The 21,876-nt window shown below is 51.3% G+C and carries 24 protein-coding genes; 19 read left to right on the top strand and 5 right to left on the bottom strand.

Annotated features, from left to right (window positions below; genetic code table 11):
• Nucleotides 1-88: 88 nt before the first annotated feature.
• Complete coding sequence (locus tag EVJ32_RS02375) at nucleotides 89-556, bottom strand: hypothetical protein (protein WP_070327585.1); 468 nt, start codon at nucleotides 554-556, stop codon at nucleotides 89-91.
• Between the two features lie 172 nt (nucleotides 557-728).
• On the opposite strand from EVJ32_RS02375, the gene EVJ32_RS02370 reads away from it, so the two are divergent.
• The 4 genes from EVJ32_RS02370 (at nucleotide 729) to EVJ32_RS02355 (ending at nucleotide 7,214) form a co-directional block, all read left to right on the top strand.
• Nucleotides 729-1,007: an Fpa/YlaN family protein gene (locus EVJ32_RS02370; protein WP_070327584.1), complete on the top strand. Its 279-nt coding sequence runs from the start codon at nucleotides 729-731 to the stop codon at nucleotides 1,005-1,007.
• An 86-nt stretch (nucleotides 1,008-1,093) separates the two neighbouring features.
• The gene (locus tag EVJ32_RS02365; protein WP_131456316.1) at nucleotides 1,094-2,329 is read left to right on the top strand and encodes an FtsW/RodA/SpoVE family cell cycle protein; all 1,236 of its coding nucleotides are present in this window, start codon (nucleotides 1,094-1,096) and stop codon (nucleotides 2,327-2,329) included.
• Nucleotides 2,330-2,355: 26 nt separating this feature from the next.
• Nucleotides 2,356-5,805: a pyruvate carboxylase gene (locus EVJ32_RS02360; protein WP_070327582.1), complete on the top strand. Its 3,450-nt coding sequence runs from the start codon at nucleotides 2,356-2,358 to the stop codon at nucleotides 5,803-5,805.
• Nucleotides 5,806-5,858: 53 nt separating this feature from the next.
• Nucleotides 5,859-7,214: a cryptochrome/photolyase family protein gene (locus tag EVJ32_RS02355; protein ID WP_131456314.1), complete on the top strand. Its 1,356-nt coding sequence runs from the start codon at nucleotides 5,859-5,861 to the stop codon at nucleotides 7,212-7,214.
• Nucleotides 7,215-7,280: 66 nt separating this feature from the next.
• Here EVJ32_RS02355 and EVJ32_RS02350 read toward each other — a convergent pair whose 3' ends face one another.
• Nucleotides 7,281-8,183 (bottom strand): COX15/CtaA family protein, encoded by a 903-nt coding sequence (locus tag EVJ32_RS02350; RefSeq protein WP_131456312.1) that lies wholly within the window; start codon nucleotides 8,181-8,183, stop codon nucleotides 7,281-7,283.
• 333 nt (nucleotides 8,184-8,516) lie between these two features.
• Between EVJ32_RS02350 and cyoE the strand changes: the two genes are divergently transcribed.
• The 9 genes from cyoE to EVJ32_RS02305 all read left to right on the top strand — a co-directional run bounded on the left by cyoE (nucleotide 8,517) and on the right by EVJ32_RS02305 (nucleotide 15,843).
• The gene (gene cyoE / locus EVJ32_RS02345) at nucleotides 8,517-9,443 is read left to right on the top strand and encodes a heme o synthase (RefSeq protein ID WP_071399537.1); all 927 of its coding nucleotides are present in this window, start codon (nucleotides 8,517-8,519) and stop codon (nucleotides 9,441-9,443) included.
• A gap of 96 nt (nucleotides 9,444-9,539) precedes the next feature.
• Nucleotides 9,540-10,517: a cytochrome c oxidase subunit II gene (gene coxB / locus EVJ32_RS02340; protein ID WP_131456349.1), complete on the top strand. Its 978-nt coding sequence runs from the start codon at nucleotides 9,540-9,542 to the stop codon at nucleotides 10,515-10,517.
• A 38-nt stretch (nucleotides 10,518-10,555) separates the two neighbouring features.
• Entirely contained in the window at nucleotides 10,556-12,424 is a 1,869-nt protein-coding gene (ctaD, locus tag EVJ32_RS02335) for a cytochrome c oxidase subunit I (protein ID WP_016509535.1), read from the top strand.
• Nucleotides 12,425-13,051: a cytochrome (ubi)quinol oxidase subunit III gene (locus EVJ32_RS02330; protein ID WP_131456311.1), complete on the top strand. Its 627-nt coding sequence runs from the start codon at nucleotides 12,425-12,427 to the stop codon at nucleotides 13,049-13,051.
• Between the two features lies 1 nt (nucleotide 13,052).
• On the top strand, nucleotides 13,053-13,382 hold the full coding sequence (locus EVJ32_RS02325) for a cytochrome C oxidase subunit IV family protein (RefSeq protein ID WP_083273975.1): 330 nt from the start codon (nucleotides 13,053-13,055) through the stop codon (nucleotides 13,380-13,382).
• Nucleotides 13,383-13,518: 136 nt separating this feature from the next.
• Nucleotides 13,519-14,442, top strand: a complete 924-nt coding sequence (locus EVJ32_RS02320) for a cytochrome c oxidase assembly protein (RefSeq protein WP_131456309.1) — start codon at nucleotides 13,519-13,521, stop codon at nucleotides 14,440-14,442.
• Nucleotides 14,443-14,465: 23 nt separating this feature from the next.
• Nucleotides 14,466-14,927, top strand: a complete 462-nt coding sequence (locus EVJ32_RS02315; protein WP_016509532.1) for a DUF420 domain-containing protein — start codon at nucleotides 14,466-14,468, stop codon at nucleotides 14,925-14,927.
• A 20-nt stretch (nucleotides 14,928-14,947) separates the two neighbouring features.
• Complete coding sequence (locus EVJ32_RS02310) at nucleotides 14,948-15,562, top strand: SCO family protein (RefSeq protein WP_131456307.1); 615 nt, start codon at nucleotides 14,948-14,950, stop codon at nucleotides 15,560-15,562.
• Between the two features lie 5 nt (nucleotides 15,563-15,567).
• On the top strand, nucleotides 15,568-15,843 hold the full coding sequence (locus EVJ32_RS02305) for a hypothetical protein (RefSeq protein ID WP_131456305.1): 276 nt from the start codon (nucleotides 15,568-15,570) through the stop codon (nucleotides 15,841-15,843).
• Between the two features lie 84 nt (nucleotides 15,844-15,927).
• On the opposite strand, the gene EVJ32_RS02300 is transcribed toward EVJ32_RS02305, so the two are convergent.
• Together EVJ32_RS02300 and EVJ32_RS02295 are read right to left on the bottom strand one after the other, a co-directional pair.
• Nucleotides 15,928-16,278 carry a YugN family protein gene (locus EVJ32_RS02300; protein WP_131456303.1) on the bottom strand — a complete coding sequence of 117 codons (351 nt, stop codon included), beginning with the start codon at nucleotides 16,276-16,278 and terminating at the stop codon, nucleotides 15,928-15,930.
• Nucleotides 16,279-16,380: 102 nt separating this feature from the next.
• Nucleotides 16,381-17,136 carry an ATP-grasp domain-containing protein gene (locus EVJ32_RS02295; RefSeq protein ID WP_201738306.1) on the bottom strand — a complete coding sequence of 252 codons (756 nt, stop codon included), beginning with the start codon at nucleotides 17,134-17,136 and terminating at the stop codon, nucleotides 16,381-16,383.
• Between the two features lie 121 nt (nucleotides 17,137-17,257).
• On the opposite strand from EVJ32_RS02295, the gene EVJ32_RS02290 reads away from it, so the two are divergent.
• The 5 genes from EVJ32_RS02290 to EVJ32_RS02270 are packed head-to-tail and all read left to right on the top strand — an operon-like array spanning nucleotide 17,258 to nucleotide 20,065.
• Nucleotides 17,258-17,710, top strand: coding sequence for a YlbF/YmcA family competence regulator (locus EVJ32_RS02290; protein ID WP_070327571.1), 453 nt, complete (start codon nucleotides 17,258-17,260; stop codon nucleotides 17,708-17,710).
• A complete protein-coding gene (locus tag EVJ32_RS02285; RefSeq protein WP_016508973.1) occupies nucleotides 17,694-17,957 on the top strand; it encodes a YlbG family protein in 264 nt (87 codons plus the stop codon). The genes EVJ32_RS02290 and EVJ32_RS02285 overlap by 17 nt, the downstream gene beginning before the upstream one ends.
• Before the next feature lie 53 nt (nucleotides 17,958-18,010).
• A complete protein-coding gene (gene rsmD / locus EVJ32_RS02280) occupies nucleotides 18,011-18,577 on the top strand; it encodes a 16S rRNA (guanine(966)-N(2))-methyltransferase RsmD (RefSeq protein WP_131456299.1) in 567 nt (188 codons plus the stop codon).
• Nucleotides 18,578-18,581: 4 nt separating this feature from the next.
• Nucleotides 18,582-19,076 carry a pantetheine-phosphate adenylyltransferase gene (gene coaD / locus EVJ32_RS02275; protein WP_016509015.1) on the top strand — a complete coding sequence of 165 codons (495 nt, stop codon included), beginning with the start codon at nucleotides 18,582-18,584 and terminating at the stop codon, nucleotides 19,074-19,076.
• Nucleotides 19,073-20,065, top strand: a complete 993-nt coding sequence (locus EVJ32_RS02270; RefSeq protein ID WP_131456297.1) for a SepM family pheromone-processing serine protease — start codon at nucleotides 19,073-19,075, stop codon at nucleotides 20,063-20,065. The genes coaD and EVJ32_RS02270 overlap by 4 nt, the downstream gene beginning before the upstream one ends.
• Here the strand turns inward: EVJ32_RS02270 and EVJ32_RS02265 are convergent.
• A complete protein-coding gene (locus tag EVJ32_RS02265) occupies nucleotides 20,044-21,174 on the bottom strand; it encodes a tRNA(Met) cytidine acetate ligase (RefSeq protein WP_236633988.1) in 1,131 nt (376 codons plus the stop codon). The two genes, EVJ32_RS02270 and EVJ32_RS02265, sit on opposite strands and share 22 nt — an antisense overlap.
• Nucleotides 21,175-21,331: 157 nt before the next feature.
• Here EVJ32_RS02265 and EVJ32_RS02260 point away from each other — a divergent pair, with 157 nt between their 5' ends.
• Nucleotides 21,332-21,859, top strand: a complete 528-nt coding sequence (locus EVJ32_RS02260; protein WP_070327567.1) for a YceD family protein — start codon at nucleotides 21,332-21,334, stop codon at nucleotides 21,857-21,859.
• Nucleotides 21,860-21,876 lie beyond the last annotated feature (17 nt).

Below are 21,876 nucleotides of genomic sequence, written 5' to 3'. Positions count from 1 at the left end.
GTGAAGTAAAAAGTCCAAAAAAAAGACGAACGAGATCGCTTATAGCGACCTCGTTCGTCAACAGCCTGAGACGGCGAGTGCCTTCTCATCAGCCATCCGTTCGGACGACGATATGGTCGACCTGACGGATGATTTGGTTGTTGTAGAGTGCATAGACCGGTCCGTCAGCCAACACTTTTCCATCTTGTGAAAACTGAAGATAAATCGAACCGACTTCGGCGAGTGGGATCGTCAATACCGTCTCCCCATAAAAGCTGACGTGCGTCGCCGTATTGAGCGGCTCGGCGTTTTGGAGAAATGGTGCGAACGGCATCGCGAACGAGTCACGAAGCGCAGCGTCTTTGTCGGCCCGCGACATCGGTTTATTGTGGTCGACGCGCGTCCCTAGTGTCAATCCGTCGTCCCATGCCTTCCCCATTTTGGCATAGTAGGCGTCTGAGTCATTCTCGACGGCTTGGTCGAGTTCGTCGACTTTGCGTTTACGTTCGTCAAAAATCCATACGGTCGGGTCAATCGTCAGCGCGTGACGGACCGCTCCATCTAACGGAAAAATCATTGATACTCCCCCTTAACTAGCGATACAATGTATATTATACAGCTCTTCCGTGCAAAAAGGAAAACTGCGAGAAACACGCTTTGAATCTAGACTGTTCATTGAATTATGATGAAATATAATGTACAGTTGAGTTATGACAAACAGTCTGTCATTGTACGGAGGAGGGGTCGTAGTGGCGACAAATTTGGCTGCAGTCCAACGGGAACAGGCGCTTCACTTGCTTGAAGCAGATGCTGAAAAAATCCGTTGCTTGATTGAGGTACAATTAGAAAACTTGAAAATGCCGAAGTGCCCGCTTTATGAAGAGGTACTTGATACACATATGTTCGGTCTGTCGCGCCAAATCGATTTTGCGGTCCGGCTTGGACTTATTTCAGATGTCGAAGGCAAGCAACTGATCGATTCATTGGAACAAAAGTTATCCGCGCTCGCGGAAGCTTCAGAATTATGAACCTTATACTCAAACTGTGCAGGCGGCGCTGTTTGAGTATTTTTTTATAACGGGTTGCGGATTGCTGTACATAAGGAAGTGAAAACATGAAAACTCGGTTTCGGTACTTTGATTTCTCACTGTTCATTGCGGTGCTCTTGCTCGTTGGGATCAGCTCGATCATGATTTACAGCGCCAGTGTTTGGAATCGTGGGGATTACGCGAACAGCGGCTTGTTTTATCGTCAACTGTTCTATGCAGGGTTCGGGATTGTCGTCTATTTGATCGCGACGATGTTCCGGTATGAAAACTTCCGCAAAAAGAACGTGTTGCGAAGCCTGTATGCGCTCTCGGTCATTCTACTGTTTGTCACTTGGGCGATGCCTCCGCTGAACGGTGCCCGGGCTTGGCTCATCATCGGCGGTTTCACGATCCAACCAATCGAGATCGCTAAGTTTGTGTTAATTTTATTGCTCGCCAACTACTACCATCAGTTATGGAATCGTGAACTGACAGGATGGCCGGGCCGAATCGGCCGTGCGGCGATCGAACGGAAAAAGCTACGCGCCCAAATCGGGGCTTTCTTCATCATCCCGGGTTTGTTCTACTTTTTCCCGTATGCCTTCGTCATAAATGGACAGCCTGACCATGGCGGATTGTTCGTCTTAGGGGTAATTATGTTCATGATGTGGTTAGCTGCCGGGGCCCCGCTTCGCATCATCATCCCGGTGATTATTGCTGGAATTGGTTTTGTTTATGCTATGTATACGTTTGTTTTCACAGAAAACCAAGTTAGTCGGATTAACGTCGTCTTCAATCCATTCATGGACCCAGAAGGCTACGGGCATCAACTTCTCATGTCGATCATCTCGATCGTGCATGGGGGATTGACCGGCGTCGGACTTGGGAATAGTTATCAAAAGTATGGCTATTTGCCGGAGCCGGAGACGGACTATATCATGTCGATCATCGCCGAAGAACTTGGCTTTATCGGCGTCCTCGTCGTCTTGGTGTTGCTCTTTTTCATCGCGTTCCGGGCAGTAAATATCGCCAACCATACCGACAGCCATTTTGCGATGTTCGTCTCGTTCGGGATTGCCGCGCAAATCATGGTCCAAACCGGAATCAATATCGGGGCGATGTCGGGCTGGTTCCCGGGTACGGGTGTGACGCTTCCACTCGTCAGTTACGGCGGCACGTCGCTGATCATGACGATGGGAATTCTCGGTGTGCTCAGCAGTATCTCGATGCGTAACCGTCACCGAGAGGCGACACGCCGCGCGGGAATTCGCGAAAAATCAGAAGAAAACGTTCAAAATGCATCACTACATGTAGTAAGGTAAAGATGTATATGTAAACGATTTCCAAAATGGGGGGATTTAGGTTGAAATCAATTAGCAAATTGCTTGTAGCCAACCGTGGAGAGATTGCCATTCGTGTATTTAGGGCAGCCTCAGAATTAGGAATGCGTACTGTCGCCATCTATTCGCAAGAGGATAGTGGGTCGTTACATCGTTTTAAAGCCGATGAAGCGTATTTGATCGGTCTCAACAAGAAACCGATCGACGCCTATCTCGACATCGAAGACGTCATTCGAATCGCGAAGCAATCGGGGAGTGACGCGATTCACCCGGGTTACGGTTTCTTATCGGAAAACATTGAACTAGCTCGTCGTTGCCGCGAAGAAGGCATCATCTTCGTCGGACCGGACGAATCGCACCTGCACGCGTTCGGAGATAAAGTTCGGGCTCGTCAAAACGCGATCGCAGCCGGGCTACCGGTCATTCCAGGCTCGAACGGTCCATTGACTTCGTACGAAGACGCGCTCGACTTTGCGAACGTGCATGGTTTCCCGCTCATGGTCAAAGCCTCAATGGGCGGCGGCGGACGCGGTATGCGCGTCATCCGGACCGAGGCCGAGATGAAAGATTTGATTGAACGTGCCAAGTCAGAGGCGAAGCAAGCGTTCGGCTCGGACGAAGTGTACATAGAAAAATTAGTTGAACGTCCGAAGCATATCGAGGTGCAAATTCTCGGGGATGATCACGGGAACATCATCCATTTGTTTGAGCGTGACTGCTCGGTTCAACGTCGTCACCAGAAAGTCGTCGAAGTCGCACCGTGTGTGACGTTGTCGGAGGCGTCTCGTCAAGCAATCTGTGACGCGGCGGTTCAAGTGATGCGTCACGTCGGCTATGTGAACGCAGGGACGGTCGAGTTCCTCGTCACTGAGGATGAGTCGTTCTACTTCATCGAGGTCAACCCACGGATCCAAGTCGAACATACGATCACTGAGATGGTTACCGGGTTCGATATCGTCCAAACACAGCTCATGATCGCCCAAGGCGAGTCGCTTCACGGTGACGTGATTCACATGCCGAAGCAAGAAGATATCAAACTGCTCGGCTATGCGATCCAATCCCGTGTCACGTCGGAAGACCCGGCTAACAACTTCATGCCGGACACAGGGAAAATCATGGCCTATCGTTCGCCAGGCGGTTTTGGGGTTCGTCTCGACGGCGGGAACGCCTACGTCGGGTCTGAAATCTCGCCGTACTACGACTCGCTCCTCGTCAAGCTGTCGACGCATGGGATGACGTTCGAACAAGCGGCAGCGAAGATGGTCCGTAACTTGAACGAGTTCCGGATTCGCGGCATCAAGACGAACATTCCGTTTTTGATCAACGTCATGAAGCACCAAAACTTTATTAGCGGGGACTATAGTACGTCGTTCATCGATGATACACCCGAACTGTTCGTCTTCCCGAAACGGAAAGACCGGGGGACGAAACTCCTCAACTATATCGGGGACGTCACCGTCAACGGATTCCCGGGTGTCGGCTTGAAAGATAAGCCGATCAGCCGCTCGGTCCGGATTCCGCAAAACCTTCCGGCCGAAGCGAAGCCGGGGACGAAACAAATCCTGACAGAACTCGGTCCAGACGGTTTGGCTGACTGGATCAAACGTCAACCAGAGCTACTCTTGACGGATACGACGATGCGAGACGCCCACCAGTCGCTCCTCGCGACACGGATGCGGACGCAAGACATCTTGAATATCGCCGAGCCGACGAGTAAACTCATGCCAGAACTGTTCTCGGTCGAGGCGTGGGGCGGGGCAACGTTTGACGTCGCCTACCGTTTCCTCTCGGAAGACCCGTGGGTACGTCTCATGCGCCTTCGTGAGAAAATGCCGAACGTCTTGATTCAAATGCTCCTTCGCGGTGCCAACGCCGTCGGGTATAAAAACTATGCCGACAACGTCATCGAGAAGTTCGTCCACGAGGCGGCTTATGCCGGTGTCGACATCTTCCGTATCTTCGACAGCTTGAACAACATCGAATCGATTAAACTCGCGATCGACGCGACGCTGCCGACAGGGAAAGTCGCAGAAGCGGCAATCTGTTACACCGGTGACTTGTATGACGGAAACCGTCCGAAGTATCACTTGCCGTACTACGTCGATCTCGCCAAGCAGCTCGAAGCGAGCGGAGCTCATATTCTTGCAATCAAAGATATGGCTGGCCTCTTAAAACCTGAATCGGCGTATGCGCTCGTGTCGGCACTGAAAGACGCCGTCGACTTGCCGATTCATTTGCACACGCACGACGCTTCGGGGAATGGGATCTTCACTTACGCACGGGCGACTGATGCGGGCGTCGATATCGTCGACGTCGCAGCGAGCTCGATGTCGGGTATGACGTCGCAGCCTTCAGGTGGAAGTTTGATTTACGCACTCGACCATCACGAACGCCAGCCGAAGATCGATGCGAAGCACTACGAAGTCATCAGTGACTACTGGCAAGACGTGCGTCATAACTATGAACCGTTCGAAAGTGACATGCGTGCATCGAATCCATCGGTGTATGAGCATGAGATGCCGGGCGGACAGTATTCGAACTTGCAGCAACAAGCGAAAGCGGTCGGTCTTGGTGACCGCTGGAGTGAAGTGAAGTCGATGTACGCCCGCGTCAACATGTTGTTCGGCGATATCGTCAAAGTGACCCCGTCGTCTAAAGTCGTAGGGGACATGGCACTCTTCATGGTTCAACATAACTTGAGCGAACAGGACGTTATCGAACGAGGAAATCAACTTGATTTCCCAGACTCGGTCGTCGAGATGATGCGCGGTGAGCTCGGGTCGCCTCCAGGAGGGTTCCCGAAAGACGTCCAACAAGCGATTCTCAAAGGTGAGACGCCGCTCGAGGTCCGTCCAGGTAAACTGATCAAGCCGTACGACTTTGAAGCGGCTCAAACGAAGTTGTTTGAGAAGCTCGAACGTCCGGTGACGGACTTTGAACTGCTCGCGAACGCGCTTTATCCGAAAGTGTTCGAGGACTACGTGACCCATACGAACACGTACGGTGACGTCTCGGTGCTTGACACGTTGACGTTCTTCTATGGATTGAACGTCGGCGAGACGATCCAAGTCGAAATCGAGACAGGGAAGACGCTCATCATCAAGCTCGTTCAAGTGAGCGCTGCGAACGAAGACGGGATCCGCCTCGTCTCGTATGAGATGAACGGCGTACCGCGTGAAATCGAGATTAAAGACGTCAACGTGAAGTCGGCGACGACGAGCCGACCGAAAGTGGAACGCTCGAATTCGAAACAAGTCGGTGCCTCGATGCCAGGTTCGGTCTTGAAAGTACTCGTCGAACCAGGAAGCCGGGTCCATCGTGGGGAACAACTTCTCGTCACTGAGGCGATGAAGATGGAGACGACGATCCAAGCCGCGCAAGACGGTGAGATTAAAGCGATCCATATTAAAGAAGGCGACACAATCCAAAGTGACGACTTACTGATTGAATTTGTATAATCAAAAGAAGCATAGCCACGCTATGCTTCTTTTTTAGATAGGGAGTGGGGAAGATGAGACGAGTATGTTGGTTCCGGTCAGATTTTCGATTAAGTGACAACCATATGTTACACCGGGTCTTGAAAGACGCCGCCGACGACGATGACATCGAGTTCGTCTTTTGGCTCAATCCGAAATACTGCGAGCCGTTCGAGACGAGACACGATTATTTTTTCGCGACGATGAAGCAGTTCATGCAGGAGCTCACCGATCAAGAGATAGGGCTGCGCACCATTGTTGCCGACTCAACGGAAGCGTTTGTCGAGCAGCTCGGACGACTCGACGCGCTTTATTTTAACGCTGAGTATGTCGAGCCGTTCAAACAACGTGACGATGCGGTCATCGAAGCGCTGGGGGGAGACGTGTTAGTCATCCGTTTGCTCGACCGTCATTTATTCGCCCCGAACGCGTTCACGAAAAAAGACGGTACTCCGTATAAAGTGTACACGCCATTCAAAAAAGCGGTGTACGCCGAGACGCCGCCGCAACCGTACGACGTCGACGTCGCTCGATTGAAACAACTCGCGACGAAGAAACATGAACTACCTGATGAATTGAAACAGCAGTTTGACCGGTGTGAACGTTCGTGGAAAGCGCTCGGAGAGGAAGTGGCCATGAAACGGTTACGCGATTTTGTGGAACACCGGGTGACGAGTTACGCCGAAGACCGTGACATCCCGGCGATCGCCGGGACGAGCCGGCTGTCACCGTATTTACGGACCGGTGTGTTGTCGATTCGTACGGTCGCAGCAGCCGTCCTCGAGGCGCGGCAGTCAACAGGACGTGACACGTATTACGATGAGCTATTGTGGCGCGAGTTCTACTATATGATCATGGTCCAGTTCCCGGGACTGAAAGACCGGCCGTTCAACGACAAATATAAACACCTTGACTGGGAAGACAATGACGACCAGTTTGAGAAATGGTGCCGTGGCGAGACCGGGTATCCGATCGTCGACGCGGCGATGCGTCAATTGAACGAGACCGGCTGGATGCACAACCGGCTCCGGATGATCGTCGCTTCGTTTTTGACGAAACATCTGTTGATCGACTGGCGCAAAGGCGAGCGCTACTTCGAACGGAAGTTGATCGACTACGAGGCGGCCTCGAACATCGGCGGATGGCAATGGGCAGCTTCGGTCGGAACGGACGCCGTGCCGTATTTCCGGATCTTTAATCCGACGATCCAGTCGGAGAAGTTCGACGCGGACGGGACGTTTATCCGCAAATATGTAACCGAGTTGGCTGACGTTGACAGGAAAGCGATCCACTTTCCGGACCCGTCAGATCGGGACGGTTATATCGAACCGATCGTCGATCATAAGGCGGCGCGTGCACGGGCGCTCGAGCGGTTCAAGGACGCGCAGTGACAGATAGGCATACAAAAAGGAGCGGTCGCCCGCTCCTTTTTGTGATTCGTGATTTGGTTTGATTCGTCAGACCGTTTCTTTTCGAGCTGCGTCTACCGCTCGATTGGTGCTTCGATACGCATGGTACGCCAAGTACGAGATGATTCCGAAGTAGCACGTGATCAAGAAAGCGTGCAAGAGCGGTACGTATGTGGCGTGGCCGCCAAGGACGATCCATGCACCCGTGCCGACTTGAAGCATGATGAAGAATAGTGAGGCCCACATGCCCCGTTCGACGAGACGGTTCGTTTCGCGTCGGGCCAAATAGAGGACGTAGAGCGTGTAGAAGACGAGAAGTGCCGCCATGATGCGATGGCCCATTTGAACGTATGATTCGAACGTCCACACGTTTTGCTCACAGATCGGCCAACCGACACAAGCGTATGTCGCACCGAGGTGTCTGACGTAAGCTCCTGTGTAGACGACGACCATCGTGTAAATCGTCAACCCGTACAAGTGAATCTTTAATTTTTCGGACACGGCTTTGTGTACCCGTTCACCTTCGAATAAAAGAATCGTCAAGATGAGCAGCGAGGCGAACGAGACGAGCGAGATCCCGAAATGGAGCGCAAGAATCGCGTCCGACTGTTGCCAGATGACGGCTCCGGCGCCGATGATCGATTGGATCAACATGAAAATAAACGCGAGGAACGCGAACACTTTGACATCGAATCGATTTTTGACGACCGTGAACGTCCAAATCGTCAAGGCGATGATGAGGAGTCCCTCAATCCCTGAAACGACACGGTGACTGTATTCGATCATCGTCTCGACGCTCGGGTTCGTCGGGATCAGTTTCCCGTGACAGAGCGGCCAGTCTGCCCCGCAGCCGTCACCTGAGTCGGTTTTCGTAACAGTACCGCCCATGATCAAGACGAGCATCATACCGAGGGTGACAAGGCTTGAGAATAGTGCGAGTTTTTTATGCATTCGTTTCCACCTGCTTTTTGAGAAAAATCACTAGAATTGTGCCTTGTATGTTTTTATTTTTTTCGCCATACTTATTATACGGCTTTAGTCCGGAAAAACGAAATGGAAAAGCTTGCAATCGCTATCAAAATCGTTATCCTAGTATCGGTACAGGAATTTTACTGTGACAATTATCACACGTCCGCCATAAAAAACTCGCTATTTTACAAGCATAAACGACGTATTCTTTTTGGAAATATGGTATCTTTGTAATGAGTTAGGTGTACTTTGTTCATATTGTGTTTTTTCTGTGAAAAGAATACGAGTATTTCGTGATTATGTGGGGGGGTCAGCATGACAAAAGTCAACCCGGGAACAGTGGCAGAAGTAGACTATACAGAATCCGCCGCCTCGTTCCGTGACTATGTTGCTTTGGCAAAAATGGGAATCGTACGCGCTAACCTTTTGTTAGTGTTCGCCGGTTTCTTTGTGGCAACAACATACCAGAGTGACACGCCAGTGCTTTATTTGTTTGAAGTTTGGCCACAGCTCTTATTAACGATGTTAGGAAGCGCACTCGTCATTTCCGGGAGTTGTTACCTAAACAACTTCGTGGACCGTGATATCGACTACTTGATGGGACGTACAGACAATCGACCGAGTGTCACCGGTAAAATTTCAGGGGAGCGCATTTTACTTCTCGGACTTACGCAACTTGCGGTCGGGACATTACTTTTATTGATCGTGTCGTACGTAGCAGCAGTCTTCGGTTTAATCGGGGCATTTTTTTATGTCGTTATTTATACGATGTGGCTAAAACGGACACATACGTTGAACACGGTCGTCGGCAGTATCTCCGGAGCGGTTCCACCGCTGATCGGATGGGCCGCGATTGACCCGGCGCTTCATATCGACGCCTGGCTCATGTTCCTCGTCATGTTCTTGTGGCAACCGCCACACTTCCTCGCGCTCGCGATGCGACGCGTCGAGGAATACCGGGCGGCAGGCATTCCGATGCTGCCCGTTGTAAACGGCTTCGCGATCACCAAGCGGCAAATCATTTGGTGGATTGCGACGCTCATTCCAGCATCGCTCTTGTTTATGCATTACGGTACGGTCTACGTGATCATTGCGGCCGGTCTTGGGGGCTACTGGTTATATCTCGGTTTGAAAGGGTTTAAAGCCGAAGATGAGATCAAGTGGGCTAACAAAATGTTCTTTTATTCATTAATTTATTTAGTCGTGTGGATTGTCGCGCTGGTATTGACGGCACTTTGGTAATCGCACTCACTATATAGAAACCATTGCACATCATTTTGGGAGAAAGTGGGGATTGTTGTGAAATCATTTAAGAAGCTTCTGTTTGGCATCGTCCCGATGATGATGTTCGCGCTGCTGTTGTCAGGGTGCGGCGTAGAGGGATTGTCTGCATTGAAGCCGATGGGAGAAGGCGCTGAAATTCAGCTCCGGATCATTCTCATCAGTTTGGCAATCATGCTCTTTGTACTTGTCATCGTAACGGTCATTTACGTGTACGTGCTCATGAAATTCCGTCGGAAAGATGAATCGATTCCGAAGCAAGTGGAAGGTAGCAGCACGCTCGAAATGATTTGGACAGTCGTTCCAATCATCTTGCTCATCATTCTCGCTGTTCCGACAATCACAACGACTGTCGAACTCGCGAAAGCGAAAGAAGCGAAAAAAGAAGAAGAAATTAACGTTACAGCCAACCTGTACTGGTGGGAGTTCGAATATCCGAACGCTGGTGTTGTCACAGGACAAGAACTTGTCATCCCGGTCGGTAAACGGGTCGGTATCAACTTGACATCAAAAGACGTCATTCACTCGTTCTGGGTACCGGCTTTGTCTGGTAAGACGGATACGAACCCAGGGTTAGATAACGAGATGTGGTTGCATGCAAACGAAGCTGGTACGTTCTACGGTAAGTGTGCCGAGCTTTGTGGACCATCGCACGCGCTCATGGACTTCAAAGTCATCGCCCTCGAGCAAGCTGATTACGATCAGTGGCTCGAAGACATGAAAGCGAAGCAAGACGAAAACACAGAAAAACTTGTCGCCGACAATCAAAACTTGACGACAGGTGAGCAAGTGTACGTCGAAAGTTGCTTGAGCTGCCACGGTGGCGGTAAAGTCGCGCCGAGCTTGACGAACTTCGGTGACCGCGAGTGGTTGGCGGGTTACCTCGAAAACAACGAAGAAAAGTTGAAAGAATGGATTCGTGATCCACAAGAATTAAAACAAGGCGCGCTCATGCCTGGCTTCAGCGAAGGCCAAATCAGTGATGAAGAGTTAGATGCACTCGTTGACTTCTTGTACGATCAGAAGATTGACTAACGGGAAAAGGGGGATTTCACGTGGCACAGACCACTGCTATGCAGCAACCGCGTAAATACAATGGCATCATGGATTGGGTTACGACGGTTGACCACAAAAAAATCGGTATTTTGTATTTGTTCTCAGGAATCTTCTTCCTCCTTCTCGGTGGAATTGAAGCGTTACTTATTCGTTGGCAACTCGTCCGTCCGATGAACGATTTCGTCAGTGGCGAAGTGTTCAACCAGTTGATCACGATGCACGGGACGACGATGATCTTCCTTGCGGCGATGCCGATGCTATTCGGTTTTATGAACGCCGTCGTGCCGCTTCAAATCGGGGCGCGCGACGTCGCGTTCCCGTTCATTAACTCGCTCGGTTTTTGGTTGTTCTTCTTCGGTGGCCTCATGTTGAACCTTAGCTGGTTCTTCGGCGCTGCACCGAACGCGGGTTGGACGGCTTACGCGCCGCTCTCGACGCAACCGGAAGCGACAGGGGTCGACTTCTACGCCCTCGGTCTTCAAATCTCAGGGTTCGGTTCACTCATGGCCGGGATTAACTTCCTCGTCACGATTTTGAACATGCGGGCACCAGGCATGAAACTCATGCGGATGCCGCTCTTCACGTGGACGACGTTCGTCGCTTCGGCGTTGATCGTCTTCGCATTCCCACCGCTTACAGTCGGCTTGTTCATGTTGATGTTCGAGCGTCTGTTCGGTGCCGTTTACTTCAATCCGGCAATGGGCGGTAACGTCGTCATTTGGGAACACCTCTTCTGGATCTTCGGTCACCCGGAAGTTTACATCTTGATCTTACCGGCGTTCGGTATTTTCTCGGAAATCATTCCGACGTTTGCCCGTAAACGCTTGTTCGGTTACACGACGATGGTATTCGCTACGATGCTCATCGGGTTCCTTGGCTTCATGGTTTGGGTTCACCACATGTTCACCGTCGGTCTCGGACCGGTCGCGAACTCGATCTTCGCCGTCGCGACGATGGCCATCGCCGTTCCGACAGGGGTCAAAATCTTCAACTGGCTGTTCACACTTTGGGGTGGGCAGATCAAGTTCAACGTTGCGATGCTTTACTCGGTGGCGTTCATCCCATCGTTCCTCGTCGGAGGGATGACAGGGGTTATGCTCTCGGTCGCACCGGCTGACTATCAGTACCACGATAGTTACTTCGTTGTCGCCCACTTCCACTACGTTATCGTCGGTGGGGTCGTCTTCGGTCTTTTCGCAGGACTGTTCTACTGGTTCCCGCTCATGTTCGGCAAAGCGCTCTCTGAGAAGCTTGGCTACTGGCAGTTCTGGTTGTTCTTCATCGGGTTCCACTTGACGTTCTTCCCGCAACATTTCCTCGGATTGTTCGGGATGCCACGCCGCGTCTTCACATACTTGCCGAATCAAGGGTTTGAGACGATGAACTTGCTGTCGACGATCGGTGCCTTCTTCATGGGTGTGTCGACGATCATCTTGCTCATCGCCGTCGTCAAGGCGTTCTTGTCGAAAGACGTCGTCAAACCGGACCATTGGGAAGACGGACGTACGCTCGAGTGGACACTTCCTGTGCCGACTCCAGAGTACAACTTCGCACAAACACCGCTCGTCAAAGGGTTGGACACGTTCTGGCTCGAGAAGATGGCGGGTAACAAACGGGTTTCTGTCGCTGAACCAGTGTCAGACATCCACATGCCGAATAACTCATTGATCCCGTTCTTCATGTCACTCGGGTTATTCATCGCTGGACTTGGCGCGATTTTCCAAATGGACAACCCGGTTGTCGGTTGGTCACTTATCGTCATCGGTTTACTCATCACGTTCGTGTCGATGTTCCTCCGTTCATGGATCGACGACCACGGATTCTACATTCCAAAATCACAAATCGAAGCGGATTTGAAAGCGATTCGTGAGAAAGGAGAACAATAAATGGCACATGCAGTCGAAAAACACCCAGTGACCGGTATTCCGGCCAATCCAGAGAAAGCCACGCTGGAAGGGAAAAATAAATATGTGGCCTTCTGGTTCTTCCTTGGAGGAGAGACCGTTCTCTTCGCCTCGTTGTTTGGAACGTACGTCGGGCTTCTAAATTCTGGCGCGCCAGAGGAACTTCGCTCGTACAACATCTTTGAGATGGGGCTCGTCTTCATGATGACGATGCTCCTCCTCACGAGCTCGCTCACGAGCGTGCTCGCGATGATGAACATGAAAGCGAACAATCCAGGTCGCATGAAGTTTTGGTTGATCGTGACGCTTCTTCTCGGAGCAGGGTTCTTAGGAGCTGAGATTTACGAGTTCATCCACTACTACCATATCGGTCACACGTTCACGTCGAGTGCGTTCGGATCTGCCTTCTATACGCTCGTCGGATTCCACGGTGCTCACGTCACGTTCGGTCTCCTTTGGATCACGACGCTGTTGATCCGCAACTGGAACCGTCCGATCGATGTCTACAACGCACCGAAGTTCTACGTGTCGAGTTTATATTGGCACTTCATCGACGTTGTTTGGGTCTTCATTTTCTCGATCGTCTATCTCTTAGGGATGGTGAGCTGACATGGAAAAAAATCCAATGAACGAAACACACAAACAGTTAGAGCTTGAAGTGAAGGCAGAGTCGAGACGCGAGTATCAACTTCAGTTGATCAGTTTCGCGATGATGATTTTGCTCACGTTTGTCGCGTTCGGCGCGGTCTACGCGGAGCTCATGCCGGTATGGGCGGCGGGTGGCTTCTTGATTATCCTCGCCATCATCCAAGTGTTCTTGCAGCTGTATATCTTCATGCATATGAACAACCGTGGCAACACGTGGATTGTCGGAATGATGTGGCTTGGTATTTTCGTCGCCATCATCACTGTCGCGGCACTCCGTTTGCTCATTTGGTAAAAATGTGACAAAGGATTGAACATCTGTGGAAACATAGATGATTCAGTCCTTTTTGCTTTACTTCAAAAATAAAGGAATAGTAATCTTGAAGTGAACGGTTTCATCGGTTTGGGAGAGAAAGAAAAGGGGTGAAGGGATGCTCTGGAATACATCAGAGCTACTCAAACAGTTCGAATGGACAACGCTTTGGAGTCCGTTGTTCGGATTGTTGATGGTAGGGTTGTACGTCCTCTATGCGTTCGTCACAGAGAGAATGGCGAAACGAGGGTACGAGTCGACCACGTTGCTACAAAAGTTCAGCATGTTGTTTGCGATCGTGCTCTATTACATCGGATTTGGTAGTCCAGTCGACGTGCTCGCGCACATCATCTTCTCGGTGCATATGTTGCAGATGGTGCTCGTCTACGTGTTAGCTCCGGCGCTCGTCATTTACGGATTGCCGTATTGGGTATTTGAAAAATTATTTAGTTATAAAGTGATCGGGGCGGCGCTCAAGTTTATGACAAAACCGCTGATCGCGCTCGTGTTGTTCAACGCGTTATTTACGTTTTACCACATGCCATTCATCTTTGATTACGTGTTAACGAACTACGGGGTGCATCGCATCTTTCACGGGGCTCTCGTCGTCTTCAGTTTGACGATGTGGTATCCGGTCATCGCCCCGTTCCTCTCGGATGAAGAAGAGGGGATGTCCGATTTGAAACGGATGGTGTACATCATCGCAAACGGCGTGCTATTGACGCCTGCTTGTGCGTTCATCATCTTCAGTCAAGGAATTCTCTATGACGCCTATACGGACGTTGAGACGTTCGCGACGGTGCTCGGATACTGTATGCCGAACGGTGACGTGTCCGGTCTTGACTTAAACGCCTTGATGGGTGCGACGAACAGCGCTCTCGAAGACCAGCGCTTCGGCGGGGTATTGATGAAGCTTGGGCAGGAAGTCGTGTACGGTTTCTTCTTCGGCTGGACGTTCTTCGGTTGGGTACGCCGAACGAAATCGCTCGCGCTTGACGAAGGCATGTCATTCACACCGAACGAACCGAAAGAGAAAAAATGAACTAAGTCAAAGGGGAAACATCGATGAACTATCTTGCCTTAATTAGTGTGACATTCATTGTAATCAGTGCGATTTTGGTCGCGATCGGCTGGACGATTATCGCGCGCGACCGCCGCAATATTGAAAAGCATAAGAAAGTCATGACAGCAGCTGCCGTCGCGGCGACGACGTTCTTTATCCTTTACGTCTCGCGGACGATCTTTGTTGGGAATACCGCATTCGGAGGTCCGGACTCAGTGAAGCCGTACTATCTCGCTTTCATGATTTTCCACATCATCCTGGCGACGACAGGTGGTATCCTCGGATTGATCACACTCTATCTTGGCTATAAAAACAAGATCGAGAAACATCGTAAAATCGGACCGAAAGCATCAGTCGTCTGGTTTTTCACAGCCATTACAGGTGTGATGGTCTATGTTCTTCTCTATGTGGCGTTTGAACCGGGTGAGACGACGAACGTCTTCCGGGCCATCATCGGAGGATGACCGAAGAGAGGGGGATGAGCATGAAACGGAATAGTTACTTGACGGTCGGGTTGACGGTCGTCATTTTGATCGCTATCGGAGCGGCTTCGTATTTCCTCTTCTTCAAAGAAGATGATTTGCCGGTCATCCAAGAGCCGACCCCGTTCACGTTGACGAACGCGCTCGATGGCCAACCGTATAACTCAGATAACGGCAAAGTCAAAATCGTCACGTTCTTTTATACGAACTGTCCCGACATTTGTCCGCTCACGCTACGCGACTTCATGAAACTCGAGCAAGACTTGAAGGCGAACGACTTGTACGGTACTGACGTCGAACTCGTCGCCATCACGGTCGACCCGGAAGTCGATACGATCCCGGTACTTGAGAACTACGGAGCGGCGTTCCAAGCTGAGCCAACTGGATGGAAGATGTTGACCGGTGACAAAGCCGACATCGACCGGATCACTCGTCAGCTTCAGTTCTATTATTCGAAAGCGAATAGTGGACTTGTCACCCACGCGACGACGATGTATATCATCGACCGTCACCACGATGTTCGTGCAGTCGCGCAAATGGCGACGACAGGAGAAAAACCAGTCGACATCGAAACCATTATGGAGGACGTGTTGGTGCTCGTTGCAGAAAAGGAGTGAAGAAGATGAACGATACGATGGCTGTCATCGGAAACGATTATTCATACGGAGATGTGACGATTGCAGAGCGGGCGATCGAGGATTTGATTGCGTGCAGCGCGATCGAATTCGGATTGCGTGAAGTGAAAATCGTGTCGCTCTCGAAAGAGCGGTACGATTATCTACTGAGCGCACCCGTCTCGCTCAGCGAGGCAGAGCGATTGTACCTCTACGTCCGCGACCAGTTCGATCTATTGCTCGGACAAGTCGACGTGACGCTAAACGTCATTGCAAGTCGTTAAGTGTATGTAAAAATGGAGAACCCACAGCGGGTTCTCCATTTTTGTTGAGTGGCCATAAGAAAACCCTTTCAGTTATGAAAGGGGTTAGACTTCTAACGTCTCGGCGAGTGCCGCCAATCGGCGCTCACAGTCGCGAACGATTTCTTCTGGGAACTCTTCGTCGTACTCGACGCCGTGCGGGTAGTAATGTTTCCCGAGAATCGGTGTCACCATTTTAACGACCGCATGACGGTCCTCGATTTGGCCTTCAATCGCATAAACCGGCAAGCGCAGGTAAAACGTCTCGCCCGTCGATTGCTTCTCGTACTTCATATCATACGTCGCACGCTCATAGTCCCAAGCGCCTTCACGGATGAAATGATGATGATCCATGATCGTCTCGAGCAAACCGAAGCGGATCTCTTTTCCCTCGATGTGGAACTGCTCAAATTTCATCATAATCCCCCTTTTCCCTAATAAACCTCATATGTCATCATATCATATTCGAAAACGTTCTTGGAATAACGTGTGTTCAAATTGTGAAAAAAAGATGAACGGTCAAGACATCGTTTCGAGATACGCCGCAATCTTGTCGGGAAGTCTCACGCCGAGCGGCATCAATCCTTCTGAACCGAAGAAGACGTTGAATTCCAAAATGTAAAAATTATCCCCTGAGACGATGACGTCGAACGCGGCGTGATTGATGTGAAGTGTCTTTGCGATCGAGAGCACTTCTTCCACGACGTGACCTGGGATATCGTCATACGAGAAGTGGGCACCTTGGGCGACGTTGTTTAAAAAGGCCTCACTGACGCGCCAATAAGAACCGACGACTTCTTCGCCGATGACGATGATGCGCAGGTCGCGGTCGTTCGGGATGAACTGTTGGACGTAAAACGTCTCGTGTTTGTCGACGTATTCGAGCCATTCTTGTTCATTTTTAATGAGCCAGACGCCTTGACCCATCGAGGACTTGGCGGTCTTGGCGACGAACGGGTATTCGAACTCTTCAATGACGCGTTCGATCGTGTACGGGTTCTTCCCGTAAATTAACGTCTTCGGGATGCGATGCGGGAACGTCGCTGTGAAAGCGCGTGTCATCTCGATTTTATCGTGCCCGAGGTGGTACGTCGCCGGAGACGGGAAGATCGGTTTGTTCAACCCGTAAATGATCGAGTTGACCATCCAGTACTCCGGGAAGAGGACGAGATCGGCCGCCCGGACTTTATCGAGCTGATCATAATAATATTCTGGTTTCGCATAGTCGGTTTTCATACCGGCCGAGCGAATCATGTTAAACGAGACTTTTTTCATTGTACACCGCACGAAGCGGTGGTTCACTTCCTTTCTGCATTTACGTCACGTTCAATTATAAGTCCGATTGCTCACAGAGGGAATCAATTGTGGTAAAATCATGTCAGAAAGGGTGAAAGCCATGATTATTACTGAACAGACGATTGATTTGCTCGATCAAACAGAAGCATTGACTGCCTTGATCGAGACGAGCGAATCGTTCCAAACATATATCGCGACAAAACAAGCTCGCGCTCGCTCGAAAGAAGCCCAGGAAGTCGAACGGGAATTTTTACGAATGAAAGAAGATTATGAGTACGTGCAACGGTTCGGGAAACATCACCCGGATCACGATCGTATCAAAAAAGAGATGCATCTCGTGAAGCGTCGTCTCGACGTGCAACCGGAAGTGGCCGCCTTCAAAAAGGCGGAACGTAACTTGGATAAGTTACTCGGAGAAGTGAGTGAGCTGTTGGCGTTCTCGGTATCTCCAAAAATCAAAGTCCCTACCGGCAACCCGTTCTTCGATGAGGGTGGCTGTTCCGGTGGCGGAAGCTGTGGCGGAGGAGGCGGAAGTTGTGGATGTGCTGGCTGAATCATTCGAGTTAAAAGGTCGAATCGGACTCGTCGTTTACGTGCAGTCGCTCAAACAAGTGAAAGCACTGCGTCGCTACGCAAACTTATATTACGTCTCGAAGCGTGAGAAGTACGCCTTTTTATATACGGACTTAGAAGACCATGAGACGATCATCGAGAAAATCAGTGCCTTGCCATTCGTCGACGCGGTCGTTCGGAGCGAACGGCCTTTCATTGCCGAGACGTACGAGCCAAAGCAGAAATAAACGGGCGAGATGAAGGTGGTGACGCCTTCATCTTTTCTAATGGAGGATCAACGATGCGAGTCATTTCAGGAGAACGAAAAGGGACGCGCCTAAAGGCGGTCCCAGGGTCGACGACACGACCGACGGCAGATAAAGTAAAAGAATCATTGTTTAATATCATCGGCCCTTACTTCGCCGGGGGGGATGCCCTCGACCTTTACGCGGGGAGTGGCGGTCTCGGGATCGAGGCGTTATCACGGGGGTGCGACCGTGCCGTCTTCGTCGATCGTCATGGGAAGGCGATTCAAACGATACAGGACAATCTACGGGCGACGCGTTACGAGGCACAGGCGACGGTTCAAAGGCAAGACGCGCGGGCCGTCCTCGACCAACTCGCCGAGGCGGGGCGGTCGTTTAAACTCATCTTCATGGACCCGCCGTACCATGAGGAAGAACATGAATCGTTTTTACAACTCATTGAATCGAACCGACTGTTGACAGACAACGGCGTCGTCGTCTGCGAACATGGCAGCGAGACGACGTTGCCGGATCGGGTCGGTCTGCTCGAAAAAATTAAGGTTCAACGCTACTCGTCTGTTATTACGATCAGCCTTTACGAGTACGCAACGACCGAGGAGTGAACATATGAAACGGATCGCGATTTGCCCGGGGAGCTTTGACCCGATTACGAACGGACATTTAGATATTATTGAGCGGGCGGCAGCCATCTTTGATGAAGTGATCGTCGCGGTGCTCGAAAACTCGAGCAAGGCACCGTTATTCAACGTCGAAGAGCGGCTCACGCTCATTCGGGAAGTGACATCGCATTTACCGAACGTGTCAGCGGACGCGTTTGGCGGGCTGCTCGTCGAGTATGCCGCTAAACGAGAAGCAGCGACGATCGTCCGCGGTCTTCGGGCCGTCTCTGACTTCGAATACGAACTTCAGATCGCTTCGATCAACAAGAAGTTAAACGAGGACGTCGAGACGCTGTTTATGATGACGAATAGCAAATACTCGTTCCTTAGTTCGTCGATCGTGAAAGAAGTCGCCAAATACGGCGCCTCGGTCGCTGAACTCGTTCCCGAACAAGTCGAACAGGCACTTCGGAAAAAATATGAAGTGAGTCAACAGCAATGAAGCCGCTGAAGATCGGCTTCGGTATCCTCGTCGCCGTGCTCATCTTTCTATTTGCCCCGTTACCTTATTACATCACGTATCCGGGCGAAGCGACGACCATCGAAAACTTTATGACGGTTGAAGACGGGACGAAAGATGCGGGTGAACTGATGATGGTCACGATCTCGCAACGACGGGCGACACCGCTTTGGCTCGTCGGGAGCTGGTTCACGCCGTTCACGGAAGCGAGTCCGTCTAGTCGCTATTTGTATGACGGCGAAGGGGAAGACGATTACGAGCGAAGACAGCAGCTGCTCATGTCATCGTCGCAGCAAGCAGCCATCCAATACGCGTACGGTCTAGCCGAAGAGGACGTGACCGTCACGTTTGACGGCATGTACGTCTCGGCTCCAATCACCGGGTCGCTCGCGGCGAACGTCCTTAAACCAGGTGACGTCATTACAGCGCTTGACGGCCAATCGTTCGCGTCACGTCTTGATTTCATCGATCGCGTCTCGGCGTTCGAGACGGGCGATGAAGTGACGATCACGCTCGAACGGGATGGACGGGAACGTGTCGTGAAGACACTCGTTCAACCGCTCGACCGGAGCGGGAGCCGTGTCGGTCTCGGGATTTATGAGCCACTGCCGGTGCAAGATGTGCGCACAGAACCGGACGTCACGTTTGAACTGACGAACGTTGGGGGGCCCTCGGCCGGGCTCATGTTCACGCTAGAGATTTATGATCAGTTGACGCCGGGTGACTTGGCGGGCGGTGAGACGATTGCCGGTACTGGTACGGTCGATGAAGAAGGAAACGTCGGTCCGATCGGTGGGGCGTGGCAAAAAATCGTCGCGGCTGACCGAGCCGGTGCCTCGGTGTTCTTCGTGCCGGCCGGTTCGAATTATGATGAAGCGCTGGAATCACTCGACCGGATCGAGAGCGATATTGCAGTCGTTCCGGTCGAAACGGTCGAGGACGCCATCGATTATTTGGAGTCGATGAATTGAGGGGTTTGCATATGCTCGAGCAGTGACCGGTTGCCGAGAGGTAACCGGTACGCCTCGGTCACACGAGCTTCGAACGCTAAATCAGACTGGTACTTGCTGACGAGCGGGACCGTTTTTTTTATGTCTTTCAAGACGCTACGGCCAATCGCATTGAATGCGAGCGGACGGACGTATGGGACTTCGTCAAATCGTTCCGGAAGTTCGTCACGTTTCCAATGGATGAGGACCGAGACGAGAGCGCGCTGGATGGCGGTACGTGTATAGCGTCGCGTCAACAGACCGCCCATAGCTTGTTCGAACGTCGGTGCGAGACCGGCTTCGATCAAGCGAGGGGACAACGAAGCGTCAATGCCGACGAGTTGTTCGAGCTCTGACTTCGGGATCGTCCGTAACTTGAATTGCAAGACAGGCCAATAGAGCGACCAGTGGGCCATCGACGTCTGCTGGAATAACGCCCGTGTCGCTTCTGGGACAGCCCGGACACTCCCGGTCTCGAGATAGTGGGCCCGGACGCCCGTTGCCGACATGACGTCCGAGACGCCTGTATCGTGATAACCGGCCCCAAGACGCTTTACGGTATGGAGTGAGATGGTGCGAGCGGCTTTCGCGTAATGATAGGCGAGAATGTTGTTTGGGAGCGTCAAATCAAAAGTTGGATAAAGGGCCGCAAACGCCTCGCTCGATGCTTTGGCGGATGACTTGCCTGCTTTTAAGGCGTGTTGGAGCGCGTCGTGATAGGCGGGTGACGCTTCGATGCCAGCGTGTGCCGCGCGCAGGATCGCATCGGCGTCGCCGCTCTCACTGCCGAACGACAGCGTTTGGCATCCGATTTGTTCCGCGATGGCGACAGCCGCACTCGCGAACCGGTCGGCGCGTTGGACGCCGTAACAAGTCGGCAGTTCGATCACAAGGTCGATCGCCCCTGTTTTGACTGCTGCCGCTGCCCGGCTCCACTTGTCAAAAGCAGCCGGTTCACCGCGCTGTGTGAACTGGGCACTCATGATGGCGATCATGGCGTCGGCACCCGTTTCGATTCGAGCTGTTTTTGCCTGATAGAGATGTCCGTTATGGAACGGATTGTACTCCGCGATGATGGCCGTCTTTTTCATAAATTTACTCCTTTGCATTGTCGATTGGATTGGTGTAAGATAGGTAAGTACGCTTTGGCAAAGCGCCGTCGCCAACTGATTTTAGTGTAAAGAAAAAACATTGACAAAACAAGTTGGCCTATCTATAATTCATATTGTTGCAATTGAGGTGATTCGGATGAAGTGGTCTATTGCACAGCTACTTAAGCTACGAAACCAGGATGACAGTTTTTCCATCGATGAGATGGTTGAACTCGAAGAGCTTACTCAGCTCCATCCGGATATCCGTTCGATTCGCCCGGTGCATGTGCACGGGGATGCGTCGTTCACATCTAATCAAGTTACATTCAATTTGAAGGTTCAAGGGGACCTGACGTTGCCAGATGCGCGTACGTTAGAGGATGTCGTCTTTGAATTTGATATTGAATCGCTCGAGCCTTTCTTTTTGGAGAATGGGCGTTATACGGAGCAATTCGATGATGTCAATTTGCCAGAAGGAAATACGATTGATCTGCGACCGATCGTAAAAGAGCTCATCATGTTAGAAGTCCCGATTCAAATTTTCGGGAACGAAACAGACAAAACTCAGGTTGAAGGGGAAGGCTGGTCTCTCATTGACGAACAGCCGGACGACCAACCAAAAATTGACCCGCGCCTCGCGGGCCTTGCTGACTTGTTCTCTAAAAAAGAGGACGAGAACGGCTAACTTTTCAAGGAGGTGGA

The organism is Exiguobacterium sp. SH5S4 (assembly GCF_004337045.1).
GTDB lineage: Bacteria > Bacillota > Bacilli > Exiguobacteriales > Exiguobacteriaceae > Exiguobacterium > Exiguobacterium aurantiacum_A.
The sequence above is the reverse complement of the archived record's forward strand: the minus strand, read 5'-3'. Positions and strand labels throughout refer to the sequence as shown.

Excerpts from the sequence above, each read along its gene's own strand:
- EVJ32_RS02375 (WP_070327585.1), bottom strand. The coding sequence starts at position 556 with ATGATTTTTCCGTTAGATGGAGCGGTCCGTCACGCGCTGACGATTGAC.
- EVJ32_RS02365 (WP_131456316.1), top strand. The coding sequence starts at position 1,094 with ATGAAAACTCGGTTTCGGTACTTTGATTTCTCACTGTTCATTGCGGTG.
- EVJ32_RS02360 (WP_070327582.1), top strand. The coding sequence starts at position 2,356 with ATGGGGGGATTTAGGTTGAAATCAATTAGCAAATTGCTTGTAGCCAAC.
- EVJ32_RS02355 (WP_131456314.1), top strand. The coding sequence starts at position 5,859 with ATGAGACGAGTATGTTGGTTCCGGTCAGATTTTCGATTAAGTGACAAC.
- EVJ32_RS02350 (WP_131456312.1), bottom strand. The coding sequence starts at position 8,183 with ATGCATAAAAAACTCGCACTATTCTCAAGCCTTGTCACCCTCGGTATG.
- cyoE (WP_071399537.1), top strand. The coding sequence starts at position 8,517 with ATGACAAAAGTCAACCCGGGAACAGTGGCAGAAGTAGACTATACAGAA.
- coxB (WP_131456349.1), top strand. The coding sequence starts at position 9,540 with ATGATGATGTTCGCGCTGCTGTTGTCAGGGTGCGGCGTAGAGGGATTG.
- ctaD (WP_016509535.1), top strand. The coding sequence starts at position 10,556 with ATGCAGCAACCGCGTAAATACAATGGCATCATGGATTGGGTTACGACG.
- EVJ32_RS02330 (WP_131456311.1), top strand. The coding sequence starts at position 12,425 with ATGGCACATGCAGTCGAAAAACACCCAGTGACCGGTATTCCGGCCAAT.
- EVJ32_RS02325 (WP_083273975.1), top strand. The coding sequence starts at position 13,053 with ATGGAAAAAAATCCAATGAACGAAACACACAAACAGTTAGAGCTTGAA.
- EVJ32_RS02320 (WP_131456309.1), top strand. The coding sequence starts at position 13,519 with ATGCTCTGGAATACATCAGAGCTACTCAAACAGTTCGAATGGACAACG.
- EVJ32_RS02315 (WP_016509532.1), top strand. The coding sequence starts at position 14,466 with ATGAACTATCTTGCCTTAATTAGTGTGACATTCATTGTAATCAGTGCG.
- EVJ32_RS02310 (WP_131456307.1), top strand. The coding sequence starts at position 14,948 with ATGAAACGGAATAGTTACTTGACGGTCGGGTTGACGGTCGTCATTTTG.
- EVJ32_RS02305 (WP_131456305.1), top strand. The coding sequence starts at position 15,568 with ATGAACGATACGATGGCTGTCATCGGAAACGATTATTCATACGGAGAT.
- EVJ32_RS02300 (WP_131456303.1), bottom strand. The coding sequence starts at position 16,278 with ATGAAATTTGAGCAGTTCCACATCGAGGGAAAAGAGATCCGCTTCGGT.
- EVJ32_RS02295 (WP_201738306.1), bottom strand. The coding sequence starts at position 17,136 with ATGAAAAAAGTCTCGTTTAACATGATTCGCTCGGCCGGTATGAAAACC.
- EVJ32_RS02290 (WP_070327571.1), top strand. The coding sequence starts at position 17,258 with ATGATTATTACTGAACAGACGATTGATTTGCTCGATCAAACAGAAGCA.
- rsmD (WP_131456299.1), top strand. The coding sequence starts at position 18,011 with ATGCGAGTCATTTCAGGAGAACGAAAAGGGACGCGCCTAAAGGCGGTC.
- coaD (WP_016509015.1), top strand. The coding sequence starts at position 18,582 with ATGAAACGGATCGCGATTTGCCCGGGGAGCTTTGACCCGATTACGAAC.
- EVJ32_RS02270 (WP_131456297.1), top strand. The coding sequence starts at position 19,073 with ATGAAGCCGCTGAAGATCGGCTTCGGTATCCTCGTCGCCGTGCTCATC.
- EVJ32_RS02265 (WP_236633988.1), bottom strand. The coding sequence starts at position 21,174 with ATGAAAAAGACGGCCATCATCGCGGAGTACAATCCGTTCCATAACGGA.
- EVJ32_RS02260 (WP_070327567.1), top strand. The coding sequence starts at position 21,332 with ATGAAGTGGTCTATTGCACAGCTACTTAAGCTACGAAACCAGGATGAC.